We start from the raw sequence: 20447 nt of genomic DNA on the forward strand, positions 1-20447 counted from the left end.
TCCCCTCTATTCGCTCACTTCGTTCAGCCGTCTTATCGCCTCTTCCGGCAACGTCAATTCCGCCGATCTCACCAGACTTGCCAGCTGGTCGGCATTGGTGGCGCTGGCGATCGGTGCGGTGACGCCGTCGCGGGCGATGATCCAGGCCAGCGCGATCTCCGCCTGTTTCGCGCCGGTCTCCTCGGCGATTTCATCCAAGACGCCGAGAATCCGCATGCCGCGTCCGTCGAGATATTTTTCGACGCCGCCGCCGCGAGCGGAGCCTTCCAGATCCTTGTGTGAGCGGTACTTGCCGGAAAGAAAGCCTCTCGCAAGGCTGAAATAGGTGATGACGCCGATCTCCTCGGCGATGCAGAGATTGCGTAGCGGACCGTCATAGGAAGCGCGGTCGTAGAGATTGTATTCGGGCTGCAGCACGTCGTAGCGGGGCAGGCCGTTCGCCGCCGCGACGTCGAGAGCGTCGCGCATCTGCTGCGCATCGAGATTCGATGCGCCGATCGCCCGCAGCTTGCCCTGGGAGAGAAGCGCATCGTAGGCGGCAAGCGTCTCTTCATAGGGTGTGTCGGGGTCCGGCCAGTGGGAGAGATAGAGGTCGATATAATCGGTCTGCAGGCGTTTCAGCGATTCCTCGACTGCCTGCATGATCCAGTGCCGCGAGAGGCCCTTGCGGTCGGGTCCGAGCTCCGAACCGACCTTGGTGACGATGACGGCGCTGTCGCGCGAGCGTCCGGATTGCTTCAGCCATTTGCCGATGATCGTTTCCGACTCGCCGCCTCTGTTGCCCGGCGCCCAGGAGGAATAGACGTCGGCGGTGTCGACGGCGTTAAAACCTGCATCGAAAAAGGCATCGAGAAGCGAGAACGACGTTTTCTCATCCGCGGTCCAGCCGAAGACGTTGCCGCCGAAGACGAGCGGGGCAATCGAGAGGCCGGTACGGCCAAGTCTGCGCATTTTCATGGTTTCGCTCCATGTGGTTGGATGAAAACAAGCTGCGATGGGGAGGATTGCGGCAAAAACATAGGCCAGCTCGCCATCGAATGACACCGGCATTCGTGGTTTTTCTGACCTCGCCACGGCTTGCTAGGTACGTACCTCGGGGATAGTCTCGGCGCAGCTAGTGACCCAGGGGAATGTCGCGCGTCCTTCGCGCCGCGCACGAAAAGGAGTCTGCCTCATGCTGCGTTTCGGAATTTTGTCGACGGCCAAGATTGGCCGCGAGCTCGTCGTACCCGCCATCCAGGACGCCGAGAACTGCGTCGTCACGGCGATCGCGAGCCGCGATCTCGCCAAGGCGAGGACCATGGCCGACCGTTTCTCCGTGCCGCATGCCTTCGGCTCCTATGAAGAAATGCTCGCCTCCGACACGATCGACGCCGTCTATATCCCGCTGCCGACGTCGCAACATGTCGAATGGGCGATCAAGGCGGCGGATGCCGGAAAGCATGTGCTTTGCGAGAAGCCGCTGGCGCTCAAGGCCGAAGAGATCGATGCCGTGATCGCGGCGCGCGAGCGCAACAGGGTGCTGATCTCGGAAGCCTATATGGTGACCTACAGCCCCGTCTGGCGGAAGGTGCGCTCGCTCATCGCGGAAGGTGCCATCGGGCGCCTCAGGCATGTCCAGGGCGCCTTCACCTATTACAACCGCGATCCCGGCAACATGCGCAACGTCCCCTCACTCGGCGGCGGCGGTCTGCCGGATATCGGCGTCTATCCGGCAATCACGACCCGGTTTTCGACCGGCAGGGAGCCGCTGCGCGTCCAGGCCAGTACCGAGCGCGATCCGGAATTCGGCACCGACATCTATTCGAGCGTTCGTGCCGACTTCGGCGATTTCGAGCTGAGCTTCTATATCTCGACACAGCTCGCCGCCCGCCAGGTCATGGTCTTCCACGGCGACAAGGGCTACATCGAGGTGAAATCGCCCTTCAATGCCGATCGCTACGGCCGGGAAGAGGTGGAATTGACCAACCAGAACCACGGCCAGTCGCAGCTCTTCCGCTTCCAGGATGCGCGTCAGTACAAGCTCGAGGCCGAGGCCTTCGCACGTGCTGCGAAAGGTGAAGCGGAGGATGTGGTGACGCTGGAAAACTCGCGCCTGAACCAGATGTTCATCGACGCGATCTACCGCGCCAGCGAAAAAGACGGCTGGGAGCCCGTCTGAAGCTAAAGGATCGGCCCGGCGCCTTTTGCGCCGGGCCTATCCTTTCATGCCGCCTGGATCAGCCGCGCCTGAGACGCGCCCCGCATCTTGAAGAAGAGAAAGTCGGCGACGCCCACCATGGCCACGACGATCAGCGCCAGTCCTGCGATCGTCAAGGCCGAATAGGCAGACGCAAGAATGGCCAGGCTTCCGACCTGCCAGAGTATGTCGCCGGCGATGCTGATCCGCGTTGCGAGGGCGCTCGGCCCTTCTTTTCTGGCCGCGGCAAGGTGGAAGGCGCCCCAGACGAGGAGCCCAGCGCCAAGCGCCATGATCACCGCAGGCGACAGGGCGGGACTGACGACCGCCGCAATCGGTGGCGCTGCCGCGAGGAGAGCCGAGCCGGCGATCAGCGAAAAGATGCCGTCGGCGAGAAATGTCTTGTTGAGAAGAGAGCGGGTGGAAAGGTCGAACATATCTGTCTCCATCGGTTGTCGATGGGCAGATGCTGGACCAGAGCGGTCATTAAACCAATTACCTCCGAGGTAATGTATTTTGTGCCGCGTTCGGGCGACGCTGCCCCCGCAACAGGGAAGATAAAGATGGAATTCGGCAGCCGCCTGAAGGAATGGCGAGGACATCGCCGCATGAGCCAACTCGACCTCGCAATGGCGGCGGGCATTTCCGCGCGCCATCTCTCGTTTCTGGAGACGGGCCGCTCCAAGCCGTCCGAGGGAATGATCCTGCGGCTCGCCTCGGTTCTCGACGTCCCCGCGCGTGAACAGGGCACGCTCTTCACCGCGGCGGGCTACCGGCCGCGCGTTGCGGCGCGGCCTGCGACGGGTCTCGATGCAATGCCTCCGGCTGTCGCGCATGCCATCCGGCTGATGCTCGACCGGCACGATCCCTATCCAGGCCTCGTTTTCGACCATCAGTATACGGTGCTGCTGACCAACCCGGCTTTCGACGCGCTTGTCGGTGCCACGGGCGTTCCGTTCAAGCCGGGGGAGAACTTCCTCGACGGCTTTCTCGGTGCGGAGAAGGTCCGCGGTCTCGTGGTCAATTGGGAAGCCGCCGCAGCCGATCTCGTTCAGCGGGTTCGCATGGAGGCGTGGCTGCAGGGGCCGCGCAGCCCATTGCAGCGAAGGCTGGACAGGCTGGTTGCCGACCCGGCGGTGGCAATGGCGATCGAGAACTTCCCGGCGACGGACCGCTTGCCGGTGCTGCCCATCGAACTGCGCGTCGGCGAAGCGTCGCTCAGCTTCATCACGACGCTTTCGACCTTCGGCTCGACTCAGGACGCGCTCGTCGAGGGCGTTCTGATCGAATCCTTCTTTCCGGCCGACGACGCGACCCGGCGCTTCTTCGGGCAGGGCGGGCGCGACGTCCAATAGAGCAATATCGGGAGAGGCGCACACTCTTCCAGAATTGCTCCGGATCGTTTCACCATTCCACACGGGACGGGAAACGATGTAGAAAAACGCGCCTTGCTGCTGATCTTCGCCGCTCTGTCGGCTACAAGTGACGTATGACTTCGTTCTTTGATTCCGAATCTCCCTCCAACGTCGCCGAATATTCGGTGTCGGAACTGTCCGGCTCGATCAAGCGCACGATCGAGCAGACCTTCGAGCATGTCCGGGTGCGGGGCGAGATTTCCGGCTATCGCGGTCCGCATTCGTCGGGCCACGCGTATTTTGCCTTGAAGGACGATCGCGCCCGCATCGACGCGGTCGTCTGGAAGGGCACCTTCGCGCGGCTGAAGTTCCGGCCGGAGGAGGGGATGGAGGTGATCGCGACCGGCCGGGTCACGACTTTCCCCGGCTCGTCCAAGTACCAGATCGTCATCGACTCGCTGGAGCCCGCGGGTGCAGGTGCGCTGATGGCGCTGATCGAGGAACGCAAGCGTAAGCTTGCCGCGGAAGGGCTTTTCGATGCGGGCCGCAAGCGGCCGCTGCCTTTCATGCCGAGGGTCATCGGCGTCGTGACCTCGCCGACCGGGGCTGTGATCCGCGACATCCTGCACCGCATTGCCGACCGTTTCCCGGTCCATGTCATCGTCTGGCCGGTGCGCGTGCAGGGCGACGGCGCCTGCGAGGAGATTGTGGCAGCGATCGAAGGTTTCAATGCGCTGCAGCCGGGCGGCGCCATTCCTCGGCCGGACGTGCTGATCGTCGCGCGCGGCGGCGGCAGCCTCGAGGATCTCTGGTGCTTCAACGACGAGGCCATGGTGCGCGCCGCGGCGGCTTCCGCCATCCCTCTGATCTCGGCCGTCGGTCACGAGACGGACTGGACGCTGATCGATCATGCGGCCGACCAGCGGGCGCCGACGCCGACCGGTGCAGCCGAGATGGCGGTACCGGTGAAGGCCGATCTCGAGGCCCAGCTCGCCGGTCTCGCAGCCCGGCTCAAGGGCGCCGCGGCGCGGCAGATGGACAATCGCCGCCAGACGCTGCGTTCGCTTGCACGGGCGCTGCCCTCGCTCGACCAATTGCTCGCCCTGCCGCGGCGTCGCTTCGACGAGGCGGCCGCCGGACTCGGCCGTGGCCTCCAGATGAACACGGCCAATAAGCGGCGAAGCTTCGAGCGCAATGCGGCCCATCTCCGGCCGGAGCTCCTGACCGCAAGGATCGTCGATCGGCGCCAGCGCGTCTTAGATGCCGTAAACCGGGCCGAGCGCATCGTCGAGCGCAAGCTTCAACGTGGCGCTCAGCGCATTTCGTCCGCCGATGCCTCGCTCCGCGTTCTGCCGTCACGGCTGATCGGCCAGGTTCATCGCGCATCGGATCGCGTCTCCAGCCTGAGCAGGCGTGGGGATGCGGCGATCGCCGCCGATCTGCGCAGGATGAAAAGCGCGCTTTCGGCGCAGGATCGCGTGCTGCAGTCGCTCTCCTATCACAGCGTTCTGCAGCGGGGCTTCGCGCTGGTGCGCGATGCCGCGGGCGAGCCGGTGAAACAGGCAGCTGCCGTGCATCCCGGGATGGCGCTTTCGCTGGAATTCGCCGACGGCCGCGTGGCGGCGGTCGCCGGCGAGGACGGCACTCCGCCGCAGTCACCGAAGAAGCGGCCTGCGCGCTCCGGCGAGCCGACGAAGCAGGGCAGCCTCTTCTGATGCATATCCTGATGGTGCTCGCCCATCCGCTAGAAGAGAGCTTCGCTGCGAGTGTCGCGCGCGTGGCCAGGGAGACGCTCGAGGCCAAAGGCCATACGGTCGATCTGCTCGACCTTTATCGCGAAGGATTCGATCCGCGGCTGACCGTGGCCGAGCGGGGCAGCTATTTCGATAAAGGTTACGACGCCTCCGGGGTATCGCGCTGGGTCGAGCGGCTGCGGGCTGCGGACGGACTCGTGCTCGTCTTTCCGCAATGGTGGTTCAATTTTCCGGCGATCCTCAAAGGTTTCTTCGATCGCGTCTTTGCGCCCGGGGTCGCTTTCGACCATGATGCGGCGGGCGGCCGTATCATTCCTCGCCTCGGCAACATCAAGCTGTTCTGGGCGCTGACCAGTACCGGATCCCCCTGGTGGGTCGTGCATCTCTACATGGGAAATCCGGTGCGGCGGCTGCTGAAGCGCGGCATCGCCGCCTTCTGCGGCAAGGGGCTGGACTTCCGCATGCTCACTCTGCACGACATGGATCGGGTGACGGAGGCGAAGCGGAAACGCCATCTCCAGCGTGTGAGGGCTCTGGTGAGCCGGATCTGACCGGCGACCTATTCGAAGACCGCGAGGAATTTCCTGAGCAGCGCGTCCAGAGCCTCCCGTTCGTCGGGTTCTATGCCTGCAACGAGGCGCTGCTGGTTGGCAACATGGTCAGTGACTGCGGCGTCCACGCGCTTGAGACCCTGCGGCGTCAGGGCGATGAGGACGCCGCGCCGGTCTTCCGGATTGTCCAGGCGTTCGACAAGCCCGGCTTTCTCGAGCTGGTCGATGCGGTTGGTCATCGTGCCGGAGGTGACCATCGTCGTTCCCAACAGATCGCCCGGCGAGAGCCGGAAGGGCGGGCCGGAGCGCCGCAGCGTTGCGAGCACGTCGAAACTCGCCGAGTTCAGGCCATGTTCGGCAAGGGTGCTTTCCACCTCACGAGCGAGATGGGCCCGGAGCCGCGATAGTCGGCCGAGCAGACCCATGGCCGTCACATCCAGCTCCGGCCGCTCTCTGCGCCACTGCGCCAGGATTTTGTCTACGTGATCCATATCCGTCTGCATTAGAGTACTTCCAGGAAAAGTGTGTAACGGTTTTCCGTCCGGAAGTGCGTTGGATCAAATGGTTAGAGCATTTCAGTGTTTCTATGAAACGTTGAAATGCTCTAGCGATCGGAGTGAACGCTTCATCCTTCCTGAAGTCGTAGCCACCATGTATCTTGACGTCAAGATAAATTGGATTAGAGTTAACTTGACGTAGAGATTCTTGAGGTGAAGATATGGGTATCCGCAGCTCCGATATTCTGCTTACGGCCATAGCGCCGGCCATATGGGGCAGTACCTATCTGGTCACAACGGAATTTCTGCCGGCGGGTTACCCGGTCACGGTCGCAATGCTCAGGGCGCTTCCGGCAGGGCTGCTGCTGCTGCTTGTCGTCCGGCAAATGCCGACGGGTGTATGGCTGGCGCGCAGTTTCGTGCTCGGCGCGCTCAACTTCTCGTTCTTCCAGACGATGCTTTTCGTTTCCGCCTACCGGCTGCCCGGCGGTGTTGCGGCAACCGTCGGAGCCATTCAGCCATTGATCGTGATCGTCCTGTCGCGCATCGTTCTCGGCTCGCCGGCCCGTGCCTTGAGCGTCGTTGCCGGCGTTGCCGGCATGGCGGGGGTCGCGCTCCTGGTGCTGACGCCGAAAGCGGCGCTGGATCCGATGGGCGTCGCGGCTGGCTTGGCAGGCGCCGTCTCCATGGCATTCGGCACGGTGCTGAGCCGACACTGGACGCCGCCGGTCTCGCCGCTCACCTTCACCGCCTGGCAATTGGCGGCCGGCGGACTGCTTCTGGTGCCGGTCGCCTTCCTGCTGGAACCCTCTTTGCCATCGCTCACTGCAGCCAATATTCTGGGCTTTACCTATCTCGGTCTGATCGGCACGGCCTTCACCTACCTGCTCTGGTTCCGCGGGTTATCGCGGCTCGAACCCTCCCAGGTTTCGCCGCTCGGCTTCTTGAGCCCGGTCGTCGCGATCCTCATCGGCTGGACCGTACTCGATCAGCAGCTGACGGCGGTGCAGGTGCTTGGGATCGCAACCGTCTTCGCAAGCGTGTGGATGAGCCAGTATGCACAGGCGACGCGCCGCGCGGCATCCGCCCCCTCTCTTCGAGTTTAACCAGAGGACCGACCTTCTCCCCGCAAGCGGAGAGAGCGGATGTCCGCAATGATACGCTGCCGCGAGTCTGCTTCGCCCCGTCCGCAGGAAGAAGGTGCGGCAGGCGGATGAGGGGCACCGCCATGCCGCAAAACGATCAGGCCCACTCGCCCTTGCGCATGACGGGCACACGGCTGCCATCGAGGCGCACGCCGTCGATGTCAACTTTGCCGGAGCCGATCATCCAGTCGATGTGGATCAGGCTCGAATTGCCGCCCTGGGCGCGGATCTGCTCCTGGCTGAGGCTTGCACCGTCGAGGAAGCACTTCGAATAGCACTGGCCGAGCGCGATGTGGCAGGAGGCGTTCTCGTCGAAGAGCGTGTTGTAGAAGAGGATGCCGCTGGCCGAAATCGGCGAGGAATGAGGCACCAGCGCCACTTCGCCGAGCCGCCGGGCGCCCTCGTCGGTATCGAGCACCTTGTTCAGCACCTCTTCGCCCCGCGAAGCCTTGGCCTCGACGATCCGGCCGGCTTCGAAACGCACCTGAATATTGTCGATCAGCGTGCCTTGGTGGGAGAGCGGTTTGGTGCTCGAAACATGGCCTTCGACGCGCAGCGCGTGCGGCGTCGTAAACACCTCCTCGGTCGGGATGTTCGGATTGCAGGTGATGCCGTTCTTGGCGACCGAGGCGCCGCCGTGCCACTCATGCCCATCGGCGAGTCCGACGGTGAGGTCGGTGCCGGGCCCGGTGAAATGCAGGGCGGCGAAGCGCTCTCCGTTCAGCCAGGCCGAGCGCCGGTGCAGCTCGGCATTATGGTCCTTCCATGCGGCGATCGGATCGTCGACGTCGACCCGCGACGCTGCGAAGATGGCGTTTGCGAGTTTTTCGACGGCGACCGCTTCCGGATCGTCCGGGAACATCTGCTTCGCCCAGGAGGGGTTCGGATAGGAGACGATGTTCCAGTTGATGTCGAAATTGGAGATCTTCTCGAGCGCCGGCTTGTAGGCGATCGAGTTCGCCTTGTTGGCGCGGGCGACCTTCGCCGGGTCCTGAGCCGAAAGCAGCATCGGGTTGTCGCCGGCGATGGCCAGGCGCGCAGCTCCTCCGGCATAGGCTTTGGCCATGCCTTCATAGAGCCAGTCGCTGGCGCGGTCGAAGCTCTCGTCGGGCGCATGGGCATAGCGGGCAAGCGTCGCTTCCTCGTCGGCGTAGAAGGTCGTCACCAGTCCGGCGCCTGCCATATAGGCGTGCTTGGTGATGAGACGCACGAGCGGCAGCGCCGCAATCGGCGCGGTCATCACCAGGTCCTGACCCTTCTGCAATTGCAGACCGATCTTGATGGCGACCTCGGCGAGCTTTTCGAGCTTGACGGGATCGATTGGATTCCTCGTGGATTGGAGGGGGGCGTTCATGGCGGCTCCTGCTCGTCTTCTTGCGGATGTCAGCGGTTTTAGACCGGTTCCGCGGAAAACAGAAGGGTTCTTCAGGCCGCCACTCTTCCGGTGTCGAGCAACGCCGCTTGGTGCTGCTCGAGGAACGCCATCAGCCGTTGTGGATAGTCCTCGCCCACTGCGGCTTTCACGCTCGGCCTCCCGGCCAGCGCCTCGCGCCAGGCGACGACCCGCGGCAGACCCTTGAAGATGCCGCGGTCGGAGATCTGATCGAACACGTCGAAATAGCGGAAGATCGGCGCAAAGACCGCATCGACGAGGCTGAAGCGGCTGCCTGCAAAATACGGACCCTCGGCAAGCTCCGCCTCCGCGGTCGCGAATTTCGCCTGGAGGACCTTGCGCTTGGCCTCCAGTGCCGCGGGGTCCTGCGTCGTTTCGTAGACCCAGAGATCGGCAAGGATGGAAGAGCCGAACTCCATCCAGCCGCGATGGCGCGCGCGCAGCAACGGATCGGCGGGATGAAGCTTCGGTCCGGTCTGCGTCTCCTCCAGATACTCGCAGATGACGCTGCTCTCGAAGAGGATCGCTTCGCTCTCGCTTTGGGGAATGCGCAGCAGCGGCACCTTGCCGAGCGGTGAAATCCTCAGGAACCAGTCCGGCTTGTCGGCGAGATCGATATTGACGCGTTGGAAGGGCACGCCCTTTTCCGCAAGCACGATCGCGGCGCGTTGCACATAGGGGCAGAGATGGTGGCTGATCAGGGTGAGTTGCGCGGTCATCGGTCGCTCCCGGTTCGATTTAGATGCATCTGCATATAACTTGTCTTGCCAGATGGGTCAAGATAGATGTAATTGCATCTATGAGCACGAAGAAGACGGAACGCAGCGAGCCGACCGAGGCCGCTACCCTTGCATGGATCGGTCTGATGCGGGCACAGCAGCGCCTGCTATCCGCCATCGAAAAGGATTTCAAGGAGGCGGACCTGCCGCCGCTGGCCTGGTACGACGTGCTGTGGGAACTGGTGAAGGCGGATGGCGGGAGACTGCGCCCCTTCGAGATCGAGACGCGCACGCTGCTTGCCCAGTACAATCTTTCGCGCCTGATCGACCGGCTGGAGAGGGAAGGACTCGTGCAACGGAAGGCCTTCGACGAAGACGCCCGCGGCTGCTGGGTCGTGGTGACCGAGAAGGGGCGGGACACCCGGAAGCGCATGTGGCAGACCTATGCGCCTTCGATTGCGCGCCATGTCGGCGCGAAACTGAGCGAAGGAGAGGCACGCGAGCTCGCGACGCTGCTTTCGAGACTCGGCTGACGCGCGCCCTTCTTCTGCGCAGAGATCAGGCGATCAAAGGCGCGGCGACTGCCCGCAACACGGCCTGCGCGTCCTTCGGTGCAAGCCGTACCTGCAGACCTCTTTGCCCGCCATTGATGAACACCAGTTCTTCGGCAAGCGCCGCTTCCTCGATTGCGGCCGGAACGGTCTTCTTTTGCCCGAAGGGGCTGATGCCGCCGACGTGATAGCCGGTGAGCCGCTCGGCGTCCGCCGGCTTCATCATGCTCGCCGACTTGCCGCCGAAGGCTGCGGCGAGCTTCTTCATGCTCACCTCCCGGTCCGAGGGCACGATGCAGCAGACCGGCTTGCCGTCCACCTCGGCCATCAGCGTCTTCAGCACGCGGGAAGGGTCTTCGCCGAGCGCCTCAGCCGCCTGCAGTCCGACGCGTTCGGCACCGGGATCGTAGTCATAGCTGTGAACGGTGAAGATCACGCCGGCCTTTGCGAGAGCCTGCGTCGCCCGGGTCGTCTTCGACATGGTCTAAGCCCCGAACGCGGCTTCGTAGAGTTCCGGCTTGAAGCCGACGAGCAGCCTGCCCTGGGCCTCGAGCACCGGGCGCTTGATCATCGACGGCTGCTCGAGCATCAGCGCGATCGCCTTGTCGGCCGTCAGGTCCCGCTTGTCGGCCTCATCCAGCTTGCGGAAAGTGGTGCCCGAGCGATTGAGCAGCGTCTCCCAACCGAGTTCGGCGCACCAGCGCTCGAGTCGCGCACGATCGATGCCTTCCGCCTTGTAGTCGTGGAAATCGTAGGAAGTGCCGCGGCTGTCGAGCCAGTTCCGCGCCTTCTTCATCGTATCGCAGTTCTTGATGCCGTAGATCGTAACCGTCATGCCGAATCTCTCCGTACTTCCAGATGCGGGAGGACATAGCCGGGCGCCGCGCGTCGGAAAAGGCCCGGAGCATAAGACAAGAGATCAGAGACTGGTGAACTTGCCGGCAACCTCGGCGGCTTCCGCCGTCTTGAGCCCGGCGATGTTGATGCGGCCGGATGCCGGCATATAGATGCCGTGCTCGGCCCTCAGCCGCATCACTTCCGCTTCGGAAAGCGGCAGCATGGAAAACATGCCCTCCTGATCGGCGACCGCGCCGAGGCTCTGCCAGCGGGTGCGGAGTCCCTCGGCAAGCGACCGCCGCAGGCCGGTCATCCTGAGCCGCATCGTCTCGAGCTCCTCCGCCCAGTCGCGCCTGAGTTCCGGGTCGTCAAGGATCGTCCGCACCACCGCTGCGCCGTGATCCGGCGGCATGGAATAGCTGGTGCGGGCGAGACCCGCGAGGTTTGAGCGCACCCTGTCCGCCGACGCAGAAGAGCTGGTCCGCGCGAAGATCGCGCCCGTGCGCTCGCGATAAAGCCCGAAGGACTTCGAGCAGGAAACCGCGACGAGCGCTTCCGGGACGACGCCGAGAAGATGCCTGAGGCCCGCGACATCCTGGTCGAGCCCGCGGCCGAACCCCTGATAGGCGAGATCGACGAGCGGCAGCAGGCCGCGCTCGGCGACCAGGGCGGCGATTTCCATCCATTGCGCTTCGCTCAGGACGCCGCCGGTCGGGTTGTGGCAGCTTGCATGCAGCAGCACGGCGTCGCCGGGTGCGGCACCTTCCAGCGCGCTCACGAGGTTATCGAAGATTACCGACTGCGACGGAATGTCGAAGAAGTCGTAGGTGGCGATATCGAGCCCGGCCGCCTTGAAGATCGGCGCGTGGTTCGGCCAGCTCGGCAGCCCGAGCCAGATGCCTCGGCCGCCCATGCGCGCAATGAGGTCAGCCGCCAGGCGGAGGGCGCCGGAGCCGCCGGGCGTCTGGACGCCCGCAACGTGGCTCCGCTCGACCGTGTCGCCGCCGACGAGTTCCCATAGCCGATCGAGGAAGACGAGGTCGCCTTCGGGGCCGATATAGGCCTTGCTGTCCTGTGTTTCGAGCAGCCGCCTTTCCGCCGCCTTGACGGCCCGGAAGATCGGCGTGCGTCCGGTCTCGTCGCGATAGACACCGACGCCGAGATCGACCTTTCCGGGGCGCTCATCCTTCCTGAACAGGCCGATCAGGGCCAGCAAGGGATCGTCGGCTTGGCGGGCGAGGGCGTCGAACATCCGGTATTCCTTGTGGAGCAGTGGATCGGATCATAGTCGTTTCCCACAGGCGGAAAGGCAAGCGGTTCCGCACCGCGACTGGTCGAAACGGCGGGTTCAGGCCTCCAGCGTCCCCGGCTTGCGCGCCGCACGCGAAGGCCCGGCGCAGGCGATCTTCATCAGGTCGGACCGGCGGCGGGCGAGACGGGTGGAGACGCGCGTGACGATGAGCCCATCCTGCGGCGCCCGAACCTCGACGGTGCCGCCCGGCACGCCGGGGCGGACCAGGATGGTCGCCAGCAGTTCTCCGGCCTCGACGCTGTCGCCGATATCGCGGTGGAAGAGGACCGCACCGGCCTCCGGTGCGCGGATCATCTCGATATTGTCGAGCGGCACGGCTTTGCCGGCAAAAGCCGGAAGGCCGACGCCGGTGCTCGCAACGACTCCGCGGCCGGCAAGAAAGCGAAACATGCTTTCGGCGTCCTTGCGCGCAATTTCCGGATAGACGTCGCGCGTGCCGCGCAATTCCACGGTCACCGACAGGCGGCCGGGCAGGGCGGTCCTGCGCTCGCCTTCGCTCTCGTGCTTCCATGCATGGGCGACCGCCTCCTCGAAGGCCGAGCTTTGCCCGTCGGAAAGGAACACCGCCTCCATGTCGAGGGCCGCTGCAAGGTCGGCGGCCTCCGGCCAGAATACCTCGTCGATATAGGCATATTGCAGCCCCTCGTCGTCGCAATGGAGGTCGAGCACCAGATCCGCGCCGAGCGCCATATGAAGAAGGTGCCGCTTCAGCCGATCGACGGCCGAGTAACGGTCCGGCCCTTCAAGCAGACCGTCACGCTCGCCAAGGGAGATCAACGGGAAATCCCGGTTGAAATTGGTGCGGGAGCCCAGATCGAAGCGGCCCTGCAGTTCGCCGAAATGCGACTGCGCCGCGCCGATCGGATTTGCCTGAGGAACGATGGTGATATCCCCGAGAACGGCGCCGTCATTCTCCGCCTGGCGGAGCCGTTCGAGCAGGAAATGAAGAAGTGCCGTTCCCGGCAGCTCGTTGGCATGGAGCGCCGCCTGGATATAGGTCCGCGGCGCTGCGCCGTTTGCCCCCTTGAACCGGAACACCGGCAGCCGCCACTCGATGCCCGGCGTATCGCCGGCGAAGATGATTTCGGAAATGTCCACTCGTTTCGTCCTCAAACTCGAAAACCGGTTATGAGACTTGGCATTGCCGTATTGCAAGCCCGACGACGGCTGTAGACCCTAGCTGCCGCCGATCTCAATCCTCATCGACCTTCGGAAGGTCAAGAGCCGAGCGCAGCACGCCGACGCCGCGCTTGTAGAGCATCGCATATCGCGCCGGCGCCAGCAGATCGGCCCCGGGCGTGAACCCGGGAATGGTCTTGTTGAATGGAATCGCACCGCAACCGGGCGTAAGGCAATCGAGTTTGCCCTTGGGACATTCGTTGAAGCGGCAGAGGCGACCGAGATAGCGATCACTTCCCGGCTCGAACAGGAAGGTATCGACCTTGTTGCCCGGAACACTCATGCCGGCTCCGGATTCGAATGCCTCTCGCAAGGAGCGGGCGCATGCCTTGCTCAGTTCGGTGAGGCGCTCTTGCGTGTCGAGCCAGAGCGCCATGTCGAGATCACTGCATTCGTGCCAGACCTCGATGCCGCTGCTGCGGAAACCCCTGAAGCGAGGGACCTCCTTCCAGAGCGGCTTTGCAACCGAGCCGATGACGGAGATCGCCTGAACTTCAGGGAACCCGGCCCAGGCGCGGGCGACGATGTCCGCCGCCAGGCGGTAATCATGCTGCAGTTTGAGCAGATAGCGGTTTTGACTGTCGATCTCCGAGCGGCGCATGACATCCAGATTAAATTAAAGCCTCACGTGAACAAGGTGGAGGACGGTTTTGATTATTTTTCACATCGCCGGATGGGCAAAATGACTCCCACTCGATTGTTATCTCTGACTTAAGTCATTGTTTTTCCCTTGAAAAATTATTTTTTCGCTCTCCGAAATACCGTCATGTGGACCGTCAAAAAACGGCGCTTTTGAAATCATTGGATTTTGGGGCCATTTGCGAAAATCGTGCCTTCGCTTTCGCATAAAGTACCGTCAAGTAAGGCGTATCACACGATTAGCGACGATACCACTGCGCCGCGACCAGACCGTCCACCGACCGCGCGACCTTGCTATACGCCCGAATTCTGGCTATATTACTGGAAATATCGGAGCCAGTCATGGGAAGTTCACAGAAGCGCGCCATCCAGAATTATCGCTCTCGCCTTGGCAAGCGCGGCCTTGCTCGCTTCGAAGTGCTTGGCCGGGACGCTGATCGCGACCTTATCCGATCGCTAGCCAGGCGCCTGTCCGAAGACACGCCCGAGGCCTCAGAGCTTCGCGCCACCGTCAGCAAATCAATCGCAGGCGATCCCCCGAAGCGTGGCGGCATCCTCGCGGCGCTGCGGCGTTCGCCACTGGTGGGTGGGGAACTCGATCTTTCCCGCCCCCGTGAAGAGGGACGTAAGGTCGATCTGTGACGCGCTATCTGCTGGACACCAACATCATCAGCAATGTTGTTAGACCGCAGCCATCTGACTCGCTACTGGCGTGGATGTCGACGCAACGCGATGAGAATCTCTTCATTGCGTCACTGACGGTGGCAGAAATTCGCCGCGGAATTTTGGAGAAGCCACAAGGCAAGAAGCGCGAGGCCCTCGATAAGTGGTTCTCTGGGCCTGAAGGGCCTCAGGCTCTGTTTGCTGGCCGCATCCTGTCGTTCGACGACAAAGCGGGCCTGATCTGGGCGCAGCTAATGGCGGCGGGCAAAGCGGCCGGTAAGCCGCGCGGCGGGCTCGACATGATCATCGCTGCTGTCGCCGGCGCAAACGACTGCGTGGTGGTAACAGATAATGAAAGGGATTTTGCCGGAGTTGAGATCCTCAATCCTATGCGCGGAGCGATCTAATGCAGCGCCGGTCGGACGAATGCGTGGGGGATCTGATGGCTGAAACTCAAATAGAGTGGACGGATTCCACTTGGAACCCTGTGGCAGGGTGTTCGATCATCACCGCCGGCTGCACGCACTGCTATGCAATGGAAATGGCCAAACGCCCGAAACAGCCGAACCTCTGATTTTCCCGCCTTTTCTACGATATTCTACGCTGTAGCCGCCGATCGCGCCGTTTCCTCACTCCCATTCGATCGTGCCCGGCGGCTTGGAGGTGACGTCGTAGACGACGCGATTGATGCCGCGGACCTCGTTGATGATGCGGGTGGCGGCGCGGCCGAGGAATTCCATGTCATAGTGGTAGAAGTCGGCGGTCATGCCGTCGACCGAGGTGACCGCACGCAGCGCGCAGACGAATTCGTAGGTGCGACCGTCGCCCATGACGCCGACCGTCTGCACGGGAAGCAGCACGGCGAAGGCCTGCCAGATGGCGTCATAGAGGCCCGCCTTGCGGATCTCGTCGAGATAGATCGCATCCGCTTCGCGCAGGATTTCCAGCTTCTCGCGCGTGATGCCGCCGGGGCAGCGGATCGCGAGGCCGGGGCCGGGGAAGGGATGGCGGCCGATGAAGCTTTCGGGCAGGCCGAGTTCGCGGCCGAGCACGCGGACTTCGTCCTTGAAGAGCTCGCGCAGCGGCTCGACGAGCTGCATGTTCATGCGCTCCGGCAGGCCGCCGACATTGTGATGCGACTTGATCGTCACCGAGGGACCGCCGGTGAAGGAGACGCTTTCGATGACGTCAGGGTAGAGCGTGCCCTGGGCGAGGAAGTCGGCGCCGCCGAGCTTCTTGGCCTCTTCCTCGAAAACCTCGATGAAGAGACGTCCGATGATCTTGCGCTTCGTTTCCGGGTCACTGACGCCTTCGAGTTCGCCGATGAAGCGATCGGAGGCGTCGATGTGGAGCAGATGAAGGTTGTAATGCTCCTGGAACATGGCGACGACGTTCGCCGCCTCGTCCTTTCGCATCAGACCATGATCGACGAGGATGCAGGTGAGCTGGTCGCCGACCGCTTCGTGGATAAGGAGGGCCGCCACAGACGAGTCGACGCCGCCGGAAAGCGCGCAGATGACCTTCTTGTCGCCGACCTGCTTGCGGATCGCCTCGACCGCCTTGGCGCGGTAGGCCGACATGGTCCAGTCCCCCGTAATGCCGGCGACCTTGTGGACGAAGTTGGCGATGAGCTTTGCGCCGTCGGGCGTATGCACGACTTCCGGATGGAACTGGACGGCATAGTATTTGCGCTTTTCGTCGGCGATGAAGGCAAAGGGTGCGTTGGAAGAGGTGGCGACGACCTCGAAGCCGTCGGGCAATGCGGTGACCCGGTCGCCATGCGACATCCACACCTGGTGGCGCGAGCCGAGCGACCAGAGCCCGTCGAAGAGTGCGCAGTCCTTCTCGACTTCCAGGAACGCCCGTCCGAATTCACGGTGATGGCCGCTCTCGACCTTCCCCCCGAGCTGGGCGCACATGGTCTGCTGGCCGTAGCAGATGCCGAAGACCGGCAGGCCGCTGTCGAAGATGACGGAAGGCGCGCGGGGCGAGCCGATGTCGAGGGTCGAAGCCGGGCTGCCGGACAGGATCACCGCCTTCGGCTTCAGCCGGTTGAAGCCTTCCTCGGCCGACTGGAACGGCACGATCTCGCAATAGACGCCGGATTCGCGTACGCGCCGGGCGATGAGCTGCGTCACCTGGCTGCCGAAGTCGACGATCAGGACGGTATCGGGATGGGCTGTCTGGGTCATAGCGGGCCTTCAAGCAAGCTTGATCATGGCGAGCCTTTAATGAAAGCCCGCCTTTGGCGCAACGATAACATTGCACCCGGACAATCAGGCGCCCGGGCAGAAGGCTCAGAGCCGGATTTCGCCCGCCTCCAGCGCCGCCTCGAGCCGGTCGATGGTGGCTGCGAGCTTCTCGTCTATCACGTTCAGGTACTCGGTCCAGTCGCCGACATGCTTCAGCTCCGCCTTCCCGTCCGAAATGCCGCGCAGGCCGATGAGCGGCACGCCGTACGACTGGCAGGCGCGCAGGATCGCAAAGGTCTCCATCTCGACCATGTCGGCGTCGATCTCGTCATAGGTCCTGCCGGAGACGATGTCGGCGCCGGTCGAAAGCCGTGCCTTCTTCACGCCGGAAATGCTGAGCGGCAGTTTAACGACGGCAGGCAGATCGAGGAAGGGCGTCGCACCCTTCTCGAAGCCGAGGGGCGAGGCGTCCATGTCGCGGTAGGCGACCGAGACCGCCTGGTAGATTTCGGTCTGTTCGAGCGTCGCGGACCCGGCCGAGCCGAGCGAGACGACGAGGTCCGGCAGGCTGCCTCCGGCGTGGAGCTCCGCGAGCGCCCTGGTCAGGCTGACGGCCGCCTCGACCGGACCGACGCCCGTCATCAGGGGTGCGATCCTGGCACGGAGGGACGGACCGTACTCGGCGTCCACAGCCATGACATAGAGAATAGTGCGCCCCGCTACCGGCTTGAGTTCGAAGCTCATCCTTCGATCCCCTCGCGTCCGCGCACCACCATCATCGTGCCTGTCATCGAGGCGATGAGCTTGGCCGGTCCGTCGGACCTGACCGCATAGGCCCGCCCGTCCGAGACGATGATCGTCGTGCCGGGCTTCGTCACCTCGCCGCGAAAGAGGAACCGCTCGCCCCGTCCGGGCGAAAGCAGATTGACCTTGAACTCGATCGTCAGCAGCGATGCGTCGGGGTCGATCACCGAATAGCCGGCATAGGTACCCGCCGCATCGAGCGCGGCGGAAATTACGCCGGCATGCAGAAGGCCGTGCTGCTGCGTCAGCTTGGGATCGAAGGAAAGCTCGATCTCGACGGTCCCCGGTTCGACGCGCGTGAGCTCGGCTCCGATCGTGCGCATCGCGGCCTGCCGTCTGAAGCTTTCCCGGATGCGCTTCCTGAAGTCGTGAGGATCGCTTTCGTCCATGTGTCGGTTTGCCTTGATTCCGCGGACAACGCTGCCCGGATTTTCCCGGAGACTGGCACGCCGGCTGCGGCCCGGCAAGCTCAATTCATGAGGAAAATCGAACCGTTGAGAAGGGTCGCGAAGGCCACCCATGCAAGGTAGGGCACAAACAACAGAGCCGAAATCCTGTCCTTGCGCAGGCTTGCGAGGATGAATGCCACGATGGACGCGAACAGGGTGAAGATGACGACCAGCGCGGCAGCGATCTGGTGCAGCCCGAAAAACAGCGGCGACCAGAGAAAGTTCAGGATCATCTGGGTGAGCCACAGCGGCCACAGGACGGAGTGGCCGCGATGATCGAGAAAGCTGCGGGCACCGGCAATTCCGATCATCACGTAAAGGATCGACCAGGCGGGAGCGAAGACCCAGTTCGGCGGCGTGAAGCTCGGCTTTGCCAGCGACCGATACCATGCGTCGGGGATGTTGATGTAGCCGATGGCAAGGCCGAGGCCGAGAACGGCAATGACGAAGAGGACATGCACCACGGTTCTGTTCATGCTTGCTAAATGGAGACGGGGGCGGCGATTTCCAGTCGCTGCACCGTTTGGCGGCGAAGCGGCGCCACCTATATGTGGTCTATGAAAAACTTCCGGCGCATCGAAATCCGCCCGGCCGTGCCTGACGACCTCATGACGATCGCGTCGGTCCTGGTCAGGACCTGGCGCGCGACGTTTCGCGGCATCATATCCGACGCCTATCTCGATGCCATGACCGTCGAGGACCAGGCGATACGGCATGCGCGGCGCATGCGTCTTCCGGGCGGCTTCATCATGGTCGCGGCCGACATGACCGACGACCGGGTGATCGGCTTTGCAAATTGCGGCAAGGCAAGGGGAATGCCGCCAGCATTCGACCGGGAGCTCTACGAACTCTATCTTCTGCCGGAGTTCCACGGCGCAGGCCTCGGCTCCGCGCTGGTGCGCAGCGTCGCCGGCCATTGCCGCGACACAGGAGGATCGTCGCTTTTTGCCTGGGTGCTGAAGGATAACCCCAACCGGGTTTTCTATGAGCGGCTCGGTGCCCGCGCCGTCGGCGAGGGCCGGGTCAGCGTCGGCAGAGAAAGCCTGGATCAGGTGGCCTATCGCTGGGACGATCTGGCGGCGCTCTCCGACTTCGGAGACGCGTCTATCTGATCCGCCGCCAGCCGGATTATGTGCTGATCCCAGGCAACGGGGCTTCCTTGCTCCTTGAATAGGCCGCGGTAGGAGGAGACGGCGAAACCGTGCTTCGCGGCGGCAATGCCTGCTGCGTCCGCAACCGGTTCCTCCTTGAGGACGGCACCGGTTTTGGCGTTGAGGGTCACCGCGACGCTGCCCTTGGGAGAGGTGAGGCCGACAAGCCCTGCGCGGCGGTTGACCGCAATAGCGCCGACGTAGTTGGCGAGCGCCGCGGTCGTTCGTTCCGGCAGGTCTACGAAGGTCAGGTCCTCGCCCTTGGCGAAGTGCCCGACCAGCGGCGGAAGGTCGTTGCGCGCACCTTCGTACTGGCAGGCGAACCAGACACGTCCGTCGGCTCCGATGTCGACATGGCGGGTCGAAAGGCGATTGAGGTGAGGCGGCAGCACATGCTTCTCGATGAGCGCCCCCGTCGCGGCGTCCACGAGTGCGAGGCTCGGCTCCATGCGGTCGAGGTTGAGCTTGGTGCGGCCGAAATCCGGATGGGTCTCGATGCCGCCATTGGCTATTGCGAGCGTGCGTCCGTCGGCGGCAAGCGTCATGTCGTGCGGACCGATGCCGTAAGTCGGGAACTCGCCGATACGGGTAAAATCCCGGCGGCCATCATAGATGCCGACCATGCCGCGATTGGCGGAGAAGTCGTTTTCGGTCGCATAGAGCAGCCGGCCGTCGGCCGAGAAGCAGCCATGGCCGAAGAAGTGCCGGCCCTCGGCGGAGGTGATGACGAGCGGCTCGGCGGTGCCGTCCGGCGCAAAGATCATGGCATAGGTGCCCGGCCGCCGGGCAAAGGCGACCGCGCGCCGGCTTACCGGGGAGAAGGTCATGCCATGCGCGCGCGCCGGCAGCAGCCTGCGCTCCACGATCTCGCCCGTTTCCGTGAGCGTCGCGACACCGTAGCTGCCGTCCTGCGCCATGAAGGCCGAGGCGAAGACGGCATCGGCCCTTTCGAGGGCGAAGGCGCCCCGGGGGGCAAGGGCGGCCACCCACGCGGCACCCGCCATTTTGACGAAGCTGCGGCGGTCGATGAGGGTATTGGTCTTCATGCGATTTCCTGCAGCGGGCGATTTCCTGCAA

At 63.6% G+C, this 20447-nt stretch carries 24 protein-coding genes and 1 pseudogene; 10 read left to right on the forward strand and 15 right to left on the reverse strand.

Annotated elements, in window-relative coordinates; genetic code table 11:
* Positions 1-6: 6 nt before the first annotated feature.
* Entirely contained in the window at positions 7-957 is a 951-nt protein-coding gene (locus AC5J09_RS13615) for an aldo/keto reductase (RefSeq protein WP_275596953.1), read from the reverse strand.
* Between the two features lie 217 nt (positions 958-1174).
* Here AC5J09_RS13615 and AC5J09_RS13620 point away from each other — a divergent pair, with 217 nt between their 5' ends.
* Complete coding sequence (locus AC5J09_RS13620; RefSeq protein WP_379937114.1) at positions 1175-2161, forward strand: Gfo/Idh/MocA family protein; 987 nt, start codon at positions 1175-1177, stop codon at positions 2159-2161.
* A 44-nt stretch (positions 2162-2205) separates the two neighbouring features.
* On the opposite strand, the gene AC5J09_RS13625 is transcribed toward AC5J09_RS13620, so the two are convergent.
* Positions 2206-2616, reverse strand: a complete 411-nt coding sequence (locus tag AC5J09_RS13625) for a hypothetical protein (RefSeq protein WP_379937113.1) — start codon at positions 2614-2616, stop codon at positions 2206-2208.
* A gap of 126 nt (positions 2617-2742) precedes the next feature.
* Between AC5J09_RS13625 and AC5J09_RS13630 the strand changes: the two genes are divergently transcribed.
* The 3 genes from AC5J09_RS13630 (at position 2743) to AC5J09_RS13640 (ending at position 5839) form a co-directional block, all read left to right on the forward strand.
* On the forward strand, positions 2743-3534 hold the full coding sequence (locus AC5J09_RS13630; RefSeq protein WP_100669831.1) for a helix-turn-helix domain-containing protein: 792 nt from the start codon (positions 2743-2745) through the stop codon (positions 3532-3534).
* 134 nt (positions 3535-3668) lie between these two features.
* Positions 3669-5249 (forward strand): exodeoxyribonuclease VII large subunit, encoded by a 1581-nt coding sequence (xseA, locus tag AC5J09_RS13635; RefSeq protein ID WP_324762728.1) that lies wholly within the window; start codon positions 3669-3671, stop codon positions 5247-5249.
* Positions 5249-5839: an NAD(P)H-dependent oxidoreductase gene (locus AC5J09_RS13640; RefSeq protein ID WP_494297812.1), complete on the forward strand. Its 591-nt coding sequence runs from the start codon at positions 5249-5251 to the stop codon at positions 5837-5839. The genes xseA and AC5J09_RS13640 overlap by 1 nt, the downstream gene beginning before the upstream one ends.
* Before the next feature lie 8 nt (positions 5840-5847).
* On the opposite strand, the gene AC5J09_RS13645 is transcribed toward AC5J09_RS13640, so the two are convergent.
* The gene (locus AC5J09_RS13645) at positions 5848-6342 is read right to left on the reverse strand and encodes a MarR family winged helix-turn-helix transcriptional regulator (protein ID WP_275596948.1); all 495 of its coding nucleotides are present in this window, start codon (positions 6340-6342) and stop codon (positions 5848-5850) included.
* A gap of 215 nt (positions 6343-6557) precedes the next feature.
* Between AC5J09_RS13645 and AC5J09_RS13650 the strand changes: the two genes are divergently transcribed.
* Positions 6558-7442, forward strand: a complete 885-nt coding sequence (locus tag AC5J09_RS13650) for an EamA family transporter (RefSeq protein WP_494297813.1) — start codon at positions 6558-6560, stop codon at positions 7440-7442.
* A gap of 136 nt (positions 7443-7578) precedes the next feature.
* Here the strand turns inward: AC5J09_RS13650 and AC5J09_RS13655 are convergent, their stop codons facing one another.
* Positions 7579-8835, reverse strand: a complete 1257-nt coding sequence (locus AC5J09_RS13655) for an aminopeptidase (protein ID WP_324762732.1) — start codon at positions 8833-8835, stop codon at positions 7579-7581.
* A 71-nt stretch (positions 8836-8906) separates the two neighbouring features.
* Positions 8907-9593: a glutathione S-transferase family protein gene (locus tag AC5J09_RS13660; RefSeq protein WP_494297814.1), complete on the reverse strand. Its 687-nt coding sequence runs from the start codon at positions 9591-9593 to the stop codon at positions 8907-8909.
* Between the two features lie 80 nt (positions 9594-9673).
* Here AC5J09_RS13660 and AC5J09_RS13665 point away from each other — a divergent pair, with 80 nt between their 5' ends.
* A complete protein-coding gene (locus AC5J09_RS13665) occupies positions 9674-10126 on the forward strand; it encodes a MarR family winged helix-turn-helix transcriptional regulator (protein WP_494297815.1) in 453 nt (150 codons plus the stop codon).
* Between the two features lie 25 nt (positions 10127-10151).
* Here AC5J09_RS13665 and ybaK read toward each other — a convergent pair whose 3' ends face one another.
* The 5 genes from ybaK to AC5J09_RS13690 form a co-directional block, all read right to left on the reverse strand.
* Positions 10152-10625, reverse strand: a complete 474-nt coding sequence (gene ybaK / locus AC5J09_RS13670) for a Cys-tRNA(Pro) deacylase (protein ID WP_494297816.1) — start codon at positions 10623-10625, stop codon at positions 10152-10154.
* A 3-nt stretch (positions 10626-10628) separates the two neighbouring features.
* The gene (locus AC5J09_RS13675) at positions 10629-10979 is read right to left on the reverse strand and encodes an ArsC family reductase (RefSeq protein ID WP_100669823.1); all 351 of its coding nucleotides are present in this window, start codon (positions 10977-10979) and stop codon (positions 10629-10631) included.
* Between the two features lie 84 nt (positions 10980-11063).
* On the reverse strand, positions 11064-12233 hold the full coding sequence (tatA, locus tag AC5J09_RS13680; RefSeq protein ID WP_494297817.1) for a tyrosine aminotransferase: 1170 nt from the start codon (positions 12231-12233) through the stop codon (positions 11064-11066).
* A gap of 96 nt (positions 12234-12329) precedes the next feature.
* The gene (locus AC5J09_RS13685; protein WP_494297818.1) at positions 12330-13391 is read right to left on the reverse strand and encodes a peptidase M14; all 1062 of its coding nucleotides are present in this window, start codon (positions 13389-13391) and stop codon (positions 12330-12332) included.
* A 94-nt stretch (positions 13392-13485) separates the two neighbouring features.
* The gene (locus tag AC5J09_RS13690) at positions 13486-14073 is read right to left on the reverse strand and encodes a hypothetical protein (RefSeq protein ID WP_494297819.1); all 588 of its coding nucleotides are present in this window, start codon (positions 14071-14073) and stop codon (positions 13486-13488) included.
* A gap of 380 nt (positions 14074-14453) precedes the next feature.
* Between AC5J09_RS13690 and AC5J09_RS13695 the strand changes: the two genes are divergently transcribed.
* From AC5J09_RS13695 to AC5J09_RS13705, 3 genes and pseudogenes are all read left to right on the forward strand, one after another.
* Positions 14454-14753 carry a hypothetical protein gene (locus AC5J09_RS13695; RefSeq protein WP_494297820.1) on the forward strand — a complete coding sequence of 100 codons (300 nt, stop codon included), beginning with the start codon at positions 14454-14456 and terminating at the stop codon, positions 14751-14753.
* Positions 14750-15181 carry a type II toxin-antitoxin system VapC family toxin gene (locus AC5J09_RS13700; RefSeq protein WP_494297821.1) on the forward strand — a complete coding sequence of 144 codons (432 nt, stop codon included), beginning with the start codon at positions 14750-14752 and terminating at the stop codon, positions 15179-15181. Before AC5J09_RS13695 ends, AC5J09_RS13700 begins: the two co-directional genes overlap by 4 nt.
* A 35-nt stretch (positions 15182-15216) precedes the next feature.
* Positions 15217-15327 (forward strand): annotated as a pseudogene (locus AC5J09_RS13705) (DUF5131 family protein); the annotation flags it as partial.
* Between the two features lie 76 nt (positions 15328-15403).
* Here AC5J09_RS13705 and guaA read toward each other — a convergent pair.
* The 4 genes from guaA to AC5J09_RS13725 form a co-directional block, all read right to left on the reverse strand.
* Positions 15404-16966 carry a glutamine-hydrolyzing GMP synthase gene (gene guaA, locus AC5J09_RS13710; RefSeq protein ID WP_324762739.1) on the reverse strand — a complete coding sequence of 521 codons (1563 nt, stop codon included), beginning with the start codon at positions 16964-16966 and terminating at the stop codon, positions 15404-15406.
* Between the two features lie 105 nt (positions 16967-17071).
* Entirely contained in the window at positions 17072-17710 is a 639-nt protein-coding gene (locus AC5J09_RS13715; RefSeq protein WP_324762740.1) for a 5'-methylthioadenosine/S-adenosylhomocysteine nucleosidase, read from the reverse strand.
* Positions 17707-18159 carry a PaaI family thioesterase gene (locus AC5J09_RS13720; protein ID WP_018093923.1) on the reverse strand — a complete coding sequence of 151 codons (453 nt, stop codon included), beginning with the start codon at positions 18157-18159 and terminating at the stop codon, positions 17707-17709. The genes AC5J09_RS13715 and AC5J09_RS13720 overlap by 4 nt, the downstream gene beginning before the upstream one ends.
* Positions 18160-18239: 80 nt before the next feature.
* The gene (locus AC5J09_RS13725) at positions 18240-18695 is read right to left on the reverse strand and encodes a TspO/MBR family protein (protein WP_494297822.1); all 456 of its coding nucleotides are present in this window, start codon (positions 18693-18695) and stop codon (positions 18240-18242) included.
* Positions 18696-18776: 81 nt separating this feature from the next.
* Here AC5J09_RS13725 and AC5J09_RS13730 point away from each other — a divergent pair, with 81 nt between their 5' ends.
* The gene (locus tag AC5J09_RS13730; protein ID WP_494298907.1) at positions 18777-19331 is read left to right on the forward strand and encodes a GNAT family N-acetyltransferase; all 555 of its coding nucleotides are present in this window, start codon (positions 18777-18779) and stop codon (positions 19329-19331) included.
* Here AC5J09_RS13730 and AC5J09_RS13735 read toward each other — a convergent pair.
* Positions 19277-20416 carry a DUF1513 domain-containing protein gene (locus AC5J09_RS13735; protein ID WP_494297823.1) on the reverse strand — a complete coding sequence of 380 codons (1140 nt, stop codon included), beginning with the start codon at positions 20414-20416 and terminating at the stop codon, positions 19277-19279. The genes AC5J09_RS13730 and AC5J09_RS13735 overlap by 55 nt on opposite strands.
* Positions 20417-20447 lie beyond the last annotated feature (31 nt).

The sequence above is a fragment of the Sinorhizobium sp. genome (assembly GCF_059070375.1).